General features: G+C 39.0%; 8 protein-coding genes. 7 read left to right on the top strand and 1 reads right to left on the bottom strand.

The annotated features are described in order from the left end of the window. Nucleotides 1–246 precede the first annotated feature (246 nt). Nucleotides 247–984, bottom strand: a complete 738-nt coding sequence (locus tag HDC92_RS23900) for an IclR family transcriptional regulator (protein WP_183877403.1) — start codon at nt 982–984, stop codon at nt 247–249. A gap of 433 nt (nt 985–1,417) precedes the next feature. Here HDC92_RS23900 and HDC92_RS23905 point away from each other — a divergent pair, with 433 nt between their 5' ends. Genes HDC92_RS23905 through HDC92_RS23935 form a run of 7 tightly spaced genes read left to right on the top strand, consistent with a single transcriptional unit; the run spans nt 1,418 to nt 14,016 of the window. Beyond that, nucleotides 1,418–4,573: a SusC/RagA family TonB-linked outer membrane protein gene (locus HDC92_RS23905; RefSeq protein ID WP_183877404.1), complete on the top strand. Its 3,156-nt coding sequence runs from the start codon at nt 1,418–1,420 to the stop codon at nt 4,571–4,573. Between the two features lie 21 nt (nt 4,574–4,594). Continuing rightward, nucleotides 4,595–6,418, top strand: a complete 1,824-nt coding sequence (locus HDC92_RS23910) for a RagB/SusD family nutrient uptake outer membrane protein (protein WP_183877405.1) — start codon at nt 4,595–4,597, stop codon at nt 6,416–6,418. A gap of 10 nt (nt 6,419–6,428) precedes the next feature. Then, nucleotides 6,429–7,328, top strand: a complete 900-nt coding sequence (locus tag HDC92_RS23915) for a DUF5017 domain-containing protein (RefSeq protein ID WP_183877406.1) — start codon at nt 6,429–6,431, stop codon at nt 7,326–7,328. Between the two features lie 5 nt (nt 7,329–7,333). Continuing rightward, nucleotides 7,334–9,292 (top strand): sialate O-acetylesterase, encoded by a 1,959-nt coding sequence (locus tag HDC92_RS23920; protein WP_183877407.1) that lies wholly within the window; start codon nt 7,334–7,336, stop codon nt 9,290–9,292. A 16-nt stretch (nt 9,293–9,308) separates the two neighbouring features. After that, on the top strand, nt 9,309–11,099 hold the full coding sequence (locus HDC92_RS23925; protein ID WP_183877408.1) for an MGH1-like glycoside hydrolase domain-containing protein: 1,791 nt from the start codon (nt 9,309–9,311) through the stop codon (nt 11,097–11,099). A gap of 19 nt (nt 11,100–11,118) precedes the next feature. Further along, nucleotides 11,119–13,185, top strand: coding sequence for a right-handed parallel beta-helix repeat-containing protein (locus HDC92_RS23930; RefSeq protein WP_183877409.1), 2,067 nt, complete (start codon nt 11,119–11,121; stop codon nt 13,183–13,185). A gap of 33 nt (nt 13,186–13,218) precedes the next feature. Further along, the gene (locus HDC92_RS23935) at nt 13,219–14,016 is read left to right on the top strand and encodes a rhamnogalacturonan acetylesterase (protein WP_183877410.1); all 798 of its coding nucleotides are present in this window, start codon (nt 13,219–13,221) and stop codon (nt 14,014–14,016) included.

Raw genomic sequence — 14,016 nt, forward strand, 5'->3', positions numbered from 1 at the left:
AACTTTAAATACATCAGCAGAAGAGAAAATTAGATTCGTAACGTTCATTAATTTCTAACGAACACTAGCCTTCAATTATCATAATTACCACCAAAACTGGGGAAGAACCCTTAAGGAACAATTAATTGGCACTTGGCAAAATGGTAGTAAGGTGGTGGGAAGTGGCTTAAATCAGCTGGAGTTTTTGAATAGCATATAGATCCATTTTACTGGTTAATTTGTGGATGGGGAAAAGTACCGTAAGAACTATTGCAGCAACTCATTTATCCTCTTCGCTGATTCTTTCAATGTTGTGATAATCGTTTTAAATGCATTTTTTACATTATACCGGCTTTCAGGTAAAAATATACTTAAACTGGCTATGGTAACGCCATCTTTTATAATAGGGACTGCGAGTCCAACAATATGTTGAGGCGATAGCGTAATTACGAGATTATCATTTCTAATGTCGGCGAGTGCTAAATCTAATTGTTTCTTTGTTTTTGCTTCTTTCCATATTTCTGGCTTGGGAAGACCTATCGCATTAATTAAAGACTCTCGCTCTTTTTCCGGAAGGAAGGCCAGCAGTATTCTTCCACTGGCGGTTTCATAAAGATCTCTTTCTGTACGGCTTCTAACCTGAAGGTCCTGATCGCTATTTACAGTGTGGACAATAAATCTTTTTTGGTTTCTTAATATACCCAGAATACAGGTTTCATTGAGCTTTTTTGTTAAGGCTTCCATTTCTCCTTTTGCCGCCTGCAATAAATTTTGATTGTAAGAAAGGTTACCTGTTAATTCATAACATTTGGCACCCAGCCTGTATCCTTTTTTTCGGCCCAGGTGTTCCAGGTAATTCATGTCTACCAGTGTTTTTAAAATATTGGCACATGTGGGTTGATGTAATTGCAGGCTTTCTGCAATTTCTGAAAGGGAGCATGATCTTTCTTTATGCTTTGCTACATATTCTAATGTCCGTAATGCGCGGTTGATAACCTGTATCATTGTATATCAAGATTGAATTAATGCTCAATAATAGTAAATTTATTTTGCTTTGTGTAAGTTATAATCTATAACCGTAATTAAATATAGTTGTTTTTTTATATGTTAAATGGGTATTATATTATTCAGTTTACACTTTTTCATAAGATGTAAAAAAAAACTTTGGATATTAAAATTAATGTGTTAATATTGTATTATTGAATTAATATTCATTATTGATTTAGTTATCAAGTGCAATCAAGCTGTTTATCGTTTCTCACCATAAGTTAATCAAGGCTTTACAGGAGCTTTGGCTTTAACAAGATGCATGGTTTATGATAAGTAACGCACGAGAGGAACTCAACATAGTGAATAGAATTGAAGTGTGGGAGGATTTAGTATTAACCAAATTAAATAACCGATAATAATTATGAACCTGTTACCAACTAAACCACGTATGAAATCGCTTTTTCGGAAGTTTTTTCTACTTTTTTTATGGCTCAGCTTTTTTGTAACTGCCGCTCAGGCACAGCTTACAGATGTTTTGGGCTTAATTACAAATGATAAGGGCGTTCCATTGGCTGATGTAACAGTGAGAGTATCCGGGGGAAATGCATCTGCTGCTACCGGTAAGGATGGTAGGTTCCGCATTAAAGCAAGTCTTAACTCAAAGCTCTTAGTTACTTCTATTGGCTATAAAAATCAGGAGGTTCTTGTTGATAAACTGAGAGATTTGAAGATAATTCTTTATGATGATGTTGGTGGCTTAGATGAAATAGTTGTGGTAGGGTATGGTGAGGTAAAGAAGAAAGATTTGACCGGTTCGGTGGCTGCTGTTAATATGAAAGACCTGAACAAAGCGCCCGTGAAATCATTTGATGATGCACTTGCCGGGAGGGTCGCCGGGGTGGTTGTTGCAGGAAACGACGGACAGCCTGGTGCGTTAAACAATATTGTTATCCGGGGTGGAAATTCCATAACTCAAGATAATTCACCCTTATATGTTGTTGATGGCTTTCCATTGGAGGCAACGGACTTCAATACGATAAGTCCGGCAGATATTGAATCTATAGATATTTTAAAAGATGCCTCTGCAACTGCTATTTATGGTGCCAGAGGTGCTAACGGAGTAATTATTGTAACTACGAAATCTGGACAAAGGGGCACTCCTGTAATTACTTATAATGCTTACTATGGGATCCAGAAGCTGTCAAAAAAAATGCCTATGATGGATCCTTATGAATTTGTAAAATATCAGACCGAATATTCACCAACACTGGCCAGTTCTTATATTCCCGGATCCTTAAGTCCTTCAGATCCTGCATATGATCCGGCAGGAAGAACATTAGAATCATATAGGAATATTGCAGGACTGAATTGGCAAGACCTCTTGTTTCGTACTGCTAAAACACAAAATCACGACATTTCACTTCGTGGAGGAAATGACAAAACTACTTACGCGGTTTCAGGCAATATTTTAGATCAAGAGGGAATATTTGTAAATTCTGGCTTTGCAAGATACCAGGGCCGGGTGGTTTTAGACCATAAGGTTAATACTAAAGTTAAAATAGGTTTAAACTTAAATTATGGAAGTACCAAATCCACCGGGCAGCGCGTAGCCGGTGAAGAAACAAATGGTTCTTTAAGTTTAATGTATGGTGTTTTGGGATACAGGCCAGTTACCGGCAACGGTAATATTGATCTGCTAGATGACCTTACAGATCCTGAGGCGGCAACCAATAATTATAGTGTTAACCCATTGATCAATGCCCAGAATTCTTTCAATGAAACAAGGCTGAACTCTATGATTGCAAATGCATTTTTAGAGTACACTGTGCTTAAGAACCTGACTTTTAGAACAAGCGGTGGGGTAACCACCAACCAGGCAACCAGTGAAGTTTTTAATAGCTCACTTACGCAGTCGGGTAATCCCGCCAGTGTAAAAGGTAATCATGGTATTGTTATGAATACTACTAATAATACATGGTTAAACGAAAACCTGTTGACATTTAGGAAAACATATAACAACAACCACAGGCTTAACCTGGTGGGTGGTTTTACAATGCAAGGTAACAAAACGAGCAGAAGAGGGTTTGAAGGAAGGATTTTACCTAATGAATCGCTTGGGCTGGACGGCATTGATGAGGCGGTAACCCAAATTTCAACCTCTGCCAGTTCGAGATGGACAATGGCATCAGTTTTAGGAAGAGTTAACTATGACTATAAATCTAAATATTTAATTACTGCATCTTTTAGAGCTGATGGGTCTTCACGTTTTGCCAGTGGAAAGCAATGGGCCTATTTTCCGTCAGGATCTGTTGCGTGGCGAATGAGCAGCGAGAATTTTATGAAAGATCTCGTATTTGTTAATGATGCTAAACTCAGGGTAAGTTATGGCAGGACTGGTAATAACCGGATAAGTGAATTTTCTTACTTATCACAGCTCAGGTTTTTAAAAACAGATGCGTATTCTTATAATAATGCAATCCCTTCTATTGGTATCGGCTTAAAATTATTGGGAAACCCGGACTTGATCTGGGAAAGTACGGATCAGTTTAACCTGGGCTACGATTTAAATTTATTTAATAACCGGATTACCATGGTCGCTGATGTTTATAAAAAAATAACCCGTGACCTTCTCCTGAATGCACAATTGCCTTATACAACCGGTATATCGGAAGCTTTCAAAAATATTGGACGAATGAGTAATGAGGGACTTGAGTTTACCATTAATACCAATAATATAACCAACAGAAACTTTAGCTGGAACAGCAGTTTTAATATTAGTTTTAACCGGAATAAGGTGCTGGCATTAACCGACAATCAGAATTCTTTATTAACGACCGCGCGTTTTGACTCTAATTACAATGGTTTATTTTCGTACATCGCATTGATAGGAGGACCAGTTGCCCAAATGCATGGCCTGGTATGGGAAGGCAATTATCAGTATGAGGATTTTGATCGTTTACCGGATGGCAGGTATTTATTAAAAGATAAAGTGCCTTATTATGGTAGTTTGAGAAAAGATATACAACCGGGAGACATTAAATATAAAGATATTAATGGTGACCAGATTGTAGACGTGAAAGATTATACCATAATCGGGAGAGCGATCCCTATTCATACGGGAGGTTTGACAAATAATTTTACCTACAAGGGCTTTGATCTTAATGTATTTTTGCAGTGGTCTTATGGAAATGATATTTTAAATGCCAACAGATTGGTATTTGAAGGTAATGGACGAAGAACTCAAAACCTCAACCAGTTTGCCAGCTTTCAGGATAGATGGACACCGGAGAATACAACAAGTCCCAATTTCAGGGCCAATGGTATGGGGCCTGCGGCAATATCCAGCCGGGTTATTGAAAATGGTTCCTATCTGCGCTTAAAAACAGTTTCTTTAGGTTACAATCTGAAAACGGATTGGCTCAATAAGATAAAAGTAAAATCCGCAAGGATTTATGCATCAGCCCAGAATTTGTGGACATTGACAGATTATACGGGCTTTGATCCTGAAGTTTCGTCCAGGAATTCACCCCTGACCCCGGGATTTGATTACTCTCCGTACCCGAGAGCCAGAACCATAATTTTTGGAATAAACACCTCATTTTAATCAAAAAAATAATATAAACAGATGAAAAATATTTATAGAATTTTATTGTTAACGCTTTTGATAATTACCGGAGGCTGTAAGAAATTTTTGGAAACAGCTCCAAGTGATTTTGTATCACCGGAATATTACTATAATACTGAAGCAGAACTTCAGTTTGCATTAAACGGAGTATATAACCAATTGGGTTTACACGAAATATATGGCGCTTATGTGACCTATTGGCTCACATCGAGTAATGATGAAACTTACCCGCGTACCATAGCACCAGCAGTTGCTTATGATTATGGATCTGATCTGGTATATGTTGATCGGTTCTGGAAGGCGCTCTATGAAGGTATTCAAAGGGCAAATTTACTTATTGATAACGTTAATAAACCTCAAATGGATGAAACCAAACGCGGTATTATTAAAGGAGAAGCATTGTTTTTACGTGCGTATTTTCACTATCTGCTTGTACTGAATTTCGGGGATGTTCCTTTAATTATTAAACCAACACCTTCGGTTAATGATGTTAACCTGGCAAGAACCCCTTCTAAAATAGTTTATGACCAGATTTTACAGGATATGACAGCGGCTGAAAGCTTATTGCAAAGCCAGACTGCAACTAGTGTAGGCTATGGTGGCAAAGTTTCAAGATCTGCAGTTCAGGGAATTCTGGCACGTGTTTGTTTAACAATGGCTGGCTATCCTTTAAAGGATGTATCAAAATTTAATGACGTGTTGAAATGGACTCAAAAGGTGATAGATTCTAAAGAACATGCGTTAAATCCTGACTACAAGGATATATTTATAAGATTGGCTCAAGACAGATATGATATTAAAGAAAGTATCTGGGAAGCTGAAATGTATGGAAATGAAACCGGCGGATACTGGGGAGGTTCGCAGGCTTTAGGTAATTTTATAGGCATACGTGGTAACAGTACAGGTAACGCCGCTGCAGGAAGTTCATCTCAGGCAGTATATCCTACCAAGAGATTATATGATTCTTATCAGATTAATCCTGCAAGTGCTGGCGCACTTAAGACTTCATTTGATTTGAGAAGAGATTGGAACTGTGCTAATTTTGATTATTCGGGAACTAATGGTGCCCAAAAGGCGATTACCAATACCTGGCTTATGTCGCCAGGGAAATTTCGCTGGGAGCTGACATTGGAAGCGCCAAAAAACAGGAATAAAACGCCTATAAATTGTCCTATCTTGCGATATGCTGATGTGCTTTTGATGAAAGCTGAGGCAGAAAACGAATTGCACGGGCCTACAGGTATTGCTTATGAGGCTGTTAATGAAGTTAGAAGGAGGGCATATGGTAAGACCTTACTTGGTGAAACCCTTAAAAGTATTGCAGTAACCGCAGAGGGAAGTGGTTATACTGCTGCAACAAGTGTAACATTAACAGGCGGGGGTGGTACAGGCGCAACGGCAACTGCTGTAATTACTGCGGGCAGGATTACAGCCATCCAGATCACCAATCCGGGCAGTTTCTATACTTCAAGCCCAAATGTAATAATAAATGGAATAGGTAGCGGCGCTGCTGCAACAGCTGCTATTAGCACATTAACTGATGCTGATTTTCCGGTTAATCTTGACAAGGACAGATTCAGGGAATGGATTCAGGATGAACGGTCGAGGGAATTATTTACCGAGGCGCTTCGGAAATATGATTTGATACGCTGGGGAATATTTACAACCAGAATGCGGGAAATGATTGACTATGGAAGGTCAAATTCAGCCCCGTCAGCTTTTTATACGTCATTTGAAAATGCTGCTCCAAGATATCTGCTGCTTCCAATACCAAGCAGGGAAATAGGTTTAAATAAATCATTAGTGCAAAATCCTGGTTTTTAATCTCAACATCATGAAATTTAATTATTGTTATATAGTTTGCTTATTAGTACTAAGTGCCTGTACAAAAATCAAAGTTGAAACTCCTGACTTTTCTGTTACCGCAGAAAAGACTGATTACAAGGTAAATGATACCGTAAGGTTTATCTTTAATGGAAGTGTGCAGAACATCACCTTCTATTCTGGTGAGACTGGTAAAAAATATGAATATAAAGATCGTATAAATGAAACGGGTATTCCGCAACTCCAATTCACTTCTTACCAGCAAAATACAGGTGAGACAAATACGTTGCAGCTTTTAGCATCAACGGATTTTAATGGCACTTATACCTCTGAGGCTATAGCTGCCGCTACATGGACAGATATCTCATCCAGGGCAGTTTTATCTACAGGCGCAGACAATACGGCTTCCGGAAACATTAACCTGGCCGATTTTTTTAATCCGGAAAACAAGCCGCTTTTTCTGGCTTTTAAATATCAGGGATATACCCATGCCGTATTGAAACAACCCACCTGGACCATCCGCACATTTAATGTAACCAATACACTAAATGATGGCAAAAAATCTGTCATCACAGCAATAGACAATGTGGGCTGGTATAACGTTGATTATAAAAATCCAATAGTAAAATGGGCTGTGGCATCTACGGGGCAGGTGACGATCAATGGTACTCAAGCTGGAAGTGATAACAGTGCAAACGATGACTGGACGATAACCCGCCCTTTACAACTTAAAAGTGTTACACCGGATGCGGGTGTGCCAATTCAGTTTGTAAGCAGTGCTGTTTTAAAAAATTATAGCTATAAATATACTATTGCGGGAACTTATAAGGTTAGCTTTTTAGCTTATAATAATGGTGGCGGCGAGCAAAAAGAGGTGGTTAGGGAAATTGTTATTAATGTAAAGCCTTGATGGTTATGCTAAAGTTAAAGAAAAAACATTCTGTTTTTGTAATCGTGTTGATTGCCTTCCATTTTAGCGGAATGGCTGCGATTAAATTACCGGAGATTGTTAGCGATGGGATGGTGTTGCAGCGGGATGCCAGGATCCGGATCTGGGGTTGGGGGAATCCCGGTGAAAAGGTTGTCGTTACTTTTAAAAATGAAAGTTACAATGCAATTACAGCAGCAAATGGACATTGGGAGTTATTGCTGAAACCTCAGTCCGCCGGAGGTCCTTTTACCATGACCATTAAGGGTGAGAATGAGCTTCAGATAAGTGATATTTTAATTGGTGATGTGTGGATTTGTTCGGGACAGTCTAATATGGCATACCGTATGGAATCTGTGCAGGAACGGTATACTAAAGAAATTGAAAACTCGGAGAATTCAAATATCAGGCATTTTCTTGTTGAACAGAATTTAAGTTATACAGTGCAGAATGATGTCAAATCTATTGGCTGGAAAAAGGCAAATCCAAAGGATATATTGCGATTTTCGGCCGTTGGTTATTTTTTTGCAAAAAGTATTTATGAAAAATATAAAATACCTGTAGGTATTGTAAATTCAACCTTTGGAGGTACTCCGGTTGAAGGCTGGATGAGTGCTGATGCGATGCATTCCTTTCCGCAGTTATTGTCGGTATTCCATCATTATAAGAACCCTCAGGTTGTATTGAGCGAAAAGAAACGAGATGAATTGCTGCTTAAAAACTGGTATGATTCAATTAATTCACAAGATATTGGATTAAATACTAAACCCTTAACATGGATAGCTGATGGTTACGATGCTTCATCCTGGAAAGCTATTAAAATACCAGGTTATTGGGAAGACCAGGGCATGGATAGCCTGGACCGCCTTGTTTATTTTCGTAAGGAAATTGTTTTACCGGAAAACATTAAAGGTAAGTCTGCGGTATTGTTTCTTGGACATATAAATGGAGCAGATACCACATACATAAATGGTGTTAAAGTGGGAGCTATCCGAAATATCAATGCGATTCGTAAATACAACATTCCTGCAGGGCTTTTAAAAGAAGGTGAAAATAACATTACTGTAAGGGTTACAAGTTTTGACGGTAAGGGCGGTTTTGTTTTGGATAAACCCTATAAATTGGAGATTGCTGGCAATTCTTATCCTTTACAAGGAGTGTGGCACTATCGTGTGGCTGTAAGAGCGAGAAAATATCCCTCAAAGACGCTTTTTCAGGAAAGAAATGTACCTACTCTTTTGTACAATGGTATGATCTCTCCTTTAACTTCACTTGTTTTTAAGGGTGTTTTATGGTATCAGGGTGAAACTGATATTTACAGGTCAGAAATATACGGTAAATTATTTCCCTCACTGATTAATAACTGGAGAGCGAAATTCAGAAACGGGCAATTCCCCTTTCTCTTTGCCCAGCTACCAAGTTACAACTATGGGGAGACTGAAGTGCATCCTGGAAAAAGTGATATTTCCGGGTTAAGGGAGGCCCAGTCTAAAGGACTATCCATACCTGGGACTGGGATGATCACTACCTATGATATTGGGGAATATAATGATATCCATCCTAAGAACAAACTTGACGTTGGAAAGCGCTTTGCATTGCTGGCAGAAAAAATAGCCTATAAGGAAGACATCGTTTCTTCGGGCCCCACTTATAAAAATATGACCATCAGGGATAACAAAATTAGTATATCCTTCGGCAACACAGGGCTTGGGTTAAAAATAAACGAGGGTGACTCTCTTAAATTCTTCGCTGTAGCAGGAGCGGATAAAAAGTTTTATTGGGCTACAGCAGTGATAGAAAACAACCAGGTAATTGTTTGGAGTGCAAATGTAAAAAAGCCTGTTGCTGTACGTTATGCATGGGCAAATAACATTGACCATGCAAATTTATTTAATAAAGAAGGTTTGCCGGCGCAACCCTTCAGAACTGATAATTGGAGCTTTTAAATTATAGTATTTGGTTATGAATATAAGCTGGTCCTGTATTTTATTTATTTCAGTGTTACTACTGAAGCTCAGTAACGGGCTTTGCCAGAATAAAAGTAAAGCGAATGAAAAAGTATCGATTGATATCAGCATCCGAGGATTTAATAAGGTTGAAATTCAAATAAAGGGAAAGGAAAAGTTTCGGATGATCAGACAGCCCGTACAAGGCATGAGGCCTGAACACGGCTTTACTGATAAAGCCAATGTTGAACTGCAGGGATTTCAAAGCAAAGCTGTGACTGTTATACAAGATACATTACCTGTTAGTTTAGCTGAAGTTGTTTATCGATATGTTTTAATCAACAAGGTAGGAGATACTTTGGCATCCGTAAAAACATCCAGAAATAAATGGCCTCAGGAACTGTTACCAGAACTAATTTTGCCTGGCAGGTTGCCCTGGGTTAAACTCTATAATAAGGCCTGGGAGCTTAACTGGCATCAGATTGCAAGTTCTGCGGCACTCCCTGCCCGGTTTTCGCATAATGTAACCCCTGATAACGGACGCAGTTATTTATGGGACGCTTCTTTTAGTATCCTTTTTCAGCGTTATGCTGCTCCTTCAGGTGCAGATCCGGCGATTGCAACGCTTGACAATTTTTATGGACAGCAGCAGCCGGATGGCTATATTTTACGCTATTTCACGGTGAAGGATTATGCCGCCGGACACGACACTTCTAAAGAGAAAGCAACAATAGAAGCTGTAAATCCACCGCTTCTTGCCTGGGGCGAATGGAACTATTTTGAAATTTCTGCTGATTATAAACGGCTGGAGATGGTGTTGCCCGGATTAATTAAACAATACCATTTCATAGAATCTTTTTTGCAAAAGGAACCTGGAAAATATATCTGGGATGGTAATCCAAGCGGTTGGGACAACATCAGGAACAAGGCTAGGCACAAGTTCTGGGTGGAGTTGCCTGCGATGCAGGCGCTCTCTGCCAGGTATATCAGCAAAATTGCAGCGATACTACATCAACCGGAGATCGAAAGAAAGTTTACATCAGAATATGAACAAAAGAAATCGGCAATGGAGTTGTACTGGAATGCCGATAAACAATGGTATTGCAGCATAGGAGATGATGGAAAGTTTACCCAGAAAACGTTAAGCGGAATGTGGCCGGTATTGGCGGGTATCGTACCCCGTAAAAATATGCCGGGTATTGTTGCGAATCTTTTGGATGTGGCCAAATTTAGTACCAGCGCAATGCCGTTGCCAACGCTGGCTAAAGATGAGAACGGATACAATTCTAAAGGGGAGTATTGGCTGGGATCGGTTTGGATAAATATGTCGCTGATTACTATTCGTAGTCTCAAAGCTAATGGATATGAAAAGGAAGCTTTTGATTTGGCAGTGAAAACGTTAAATGGCATTTCAAGGGTTTACGAAAACTGGTCTCCAAAACCCCATACTTTATGGGAATGCTATGCTCCCGAATTTGCTGCTCCGGCATCTCATAAAGTTAAACCTGATTTAGGTTCGGTAAGGAGCGACTTTGCAGGGTGGACAGCGTGTCTGATCAACCTGCTCATAGAGAATGTAATGGGCATTGAGGTTAGTGCGGTAAGCAATACGATATCATGGAATATCGCTCTAGTGGAAGAGCATGGAATTAAAAAGTTAAGATTTGGTAAGGTTAATACTGATTTGTTAAAAAAAGGCCGGCTTATTTTGGTGCGGAGTAATTATTCTTATACACTAAAAATAACTATCCGGGACCAGCAAAAAACCTTTAAAGTGGAACCAGGAAATAACCGTTTTGAAATTTAACAATAAAACTGATGGAATAATGGATATAAAAACGATTTTATTTTCTCTGATGCTCTTTGTAAACACAATTGCTATAGGGCAAACACATGAATTTTATGTGTCTCCCACAGGCAGTAATTCAAATAACGGACTTAGTGTAAAAACACCTTTCGCCTCATTAGCATTTGCCCGTGATGCTGTACGGAAGCTGAAGAAAAATGGAAAAGCCGGAAAACCGGTCTTTGTTTATCTCCGTGGCGGAACTTATGCGCTGGACAGTGTACTCACTTTTACGGAAGAAGATTCCGGTACAGCAAATCATCCGATAACGTATATGCCATATACAAAAGAAAGGGTAGTGATCAGCGGCGGCAGAAGGGTGATTGGCTGGAAGCCTTATAAGAATGGAATCTGGATGGCCAGACTTGCAGGATTAGCTGCCGGTAAATCGTACAATTTTAAACAATTGTACGTGGATGATTCCATAAGGACCTTAGCCAGGACACCAGATACTGGTTTTTACAGGGTAAAGTCGAGTGGTTATGTGAGCAATGAGACCAGGAACCTTGCGGCGCAGTTTGTATATGATAATGATGATTTTAAAGCCGATTGGACAAATATCAAAGATATAGAAACAGTAGTATATCACTATTGGTCGGATACCAGGTTACCTGTTAAAGAAATTGATGAAAAAAATCATACTGTATATTTTCAACATCCTACAGGTAAAAAGTTTGTCGAAGACAACAAGAATCCTGTTGGAGCCCGTTATTTTATCCAGGGTGTGTTCGAAGCCCTGGACCAGCCTGGCGAATGGTATTTGAACCGCAAAGATGGAGTAGTTTACTATTATCCGCTAAAAGGGGAAGATATGTCAAAGGTTGAGATAGTGGTGCCGGTGCTGCCGGAACTGATGAGACTGGAAGGTGAGTTTAAGAAATTGAAACCAGTAAGTTATATCAATTTCAAAGATCTTGAATTTAAATATGCGGGGTGGAGCCTTCCTTCTGGAAATTCCAATAATATGCAGGGTTCTGGAAGTGTAACAGGGAGTATTACTTTAACAGGAGTAGAAAATTGTCTTTTTGAAAACTGTAGGGTATCAAACATCTCCAACTATGCTTTTGATATTTTGCAGGGGTCGTCTTACAATACCATTAAAAACTGTACGCTGAAAAACCTGGGCGCCGGGGGTATCAAAATAAACGGGGGTACGGAAAAAAATCATCCATTATCAGCAACCACAAACAATACCATTGCTGATAATTTCATATTCAATTATGGAGTGGAGTTTCCGTCGGCTGTTGGGGTGTTCTTATTTCATACTTCAAATAATACAGTTACACATAACAGTATACATGATGGCTATTATACCGGGATTTCCATTGGAGGGGTTTGGGGTTATTTAAGGAGTGTAGCAAAATATAACATGATAGCATACAACCATATCTATAATATTGGAAAAGGACTATTGTCTGATATGGGTGCAATCTATACTCTTGGTGTTTCTCCTGGTACCGTGATCAGGAACAATCTGATACATGACATTAAAGCAAAAAGCTATGGGGGCTGGGGTATCTATTGTGATGAGGGTAGTTCTTATATACTGATAGAAAATAATGTGGTATACAATACCCAGTACGCTACGTTTAATATTCATTTTGGTAAGGAGCTTGAAGTTCGGAACAACATATTCTGTTTGGGCGAAAAAGAACAGATCACCAAGGGCAAACGCGAACCGCATAAAAGCATGTTTTTTGAAAACAACATTGTGTATTGGAAACAAGGTGTATTATTTAGCAGTGACTGGGATGATTATACGTATAAGTATTATGCATCGGGTAAAGCAGACGGATATAAGGAGCAGACAAAAACTGTTGATGTTGACTACAACATCTATTATAATCCGGCAGTGGGGCAGGATACTGTAAAATTCACTGATAAATCATGGGCCGAATGGCAAAAGCAGGGCAAGGATGTCCATTCGCTTTATACTGATCCTTTATTTGTAAACGCGGATAAATTTGATTTCAGGTTAAAGTCAAATTCTCCTGCGTTTAAGCTTGGATTCAAAGCCATAGATATACAACAAGTTGGGCCACGATAGCTCGTGTGACATTTTAAATCAAAAGTTAATTTTATGAGAACAAATCTTCATTCCTTATTTTCAATTGCAGGTTTTCGCAAAAGCTTTAGTCCAAAAATCAGGATTAGCATGCTCTTTATAGCGATGTTTATATTATCGGCTTATCACCGGCCTAAAAAGATCCGGATATTTATGATTGGCGACTCAACGATGGCCAATAAAATACCCGAAAGATATCCTGAAACGGGATGGGGCATGGTATTTCAAAGCTATTTTAAGGATAATGTAGAGGTCATTAACAGGGCCAGAAATGGATTGAGTACCAAATCTTTTATGCGCAATAACCGCTGGCAGCCAATCCTGGATACACTGCAGCAAGGTGATTATGTAATTATTGAATTTGGCCACAATGATTCAAAGATAGATCAGCCGAATATTGGTACAAGCCCAACCGAATACAAAATAAATTTGCTGAAATACATCAATGATACCCGGTCTAAAAAGGCAATCCCAATTTTAATGACGCCTGTAACCAGGAGAAATTTTAATAGTGATGGTTCTTTAGGGGGAAACCACAAGGGATATCTGGAAATAGTATATGAAGTTGTCCGGGAAGAAAAGGTAGCCTTTGTAGATATGTATGAAAAAAGCAGGGAACTTTTGATTGCTTATAAAGCTGAACCATCTAAGAAATTGTTTCTTTATGCGGATTCAGGGGTTTATGAAGGTTATCCAAATGGGGTTAAAGACAACACCCATTTTAATAAAGAAGGTGCGCATAAAATGGCCGAATTGGCTATAGCTGGATTAAAAGAGATCAATTCCCCTTTAATAAAATTTTTAAAAAAATAA

It is taken from the genome of Pedobacter sp. AK017, assembly GCF_014200825.1.
GTDB lineage: Bacteria > Bacteroidota > Bacteroidia > Sphingobacteriales > Sphingobacteriaceae > Pedobacter > Pedobacter heparinus.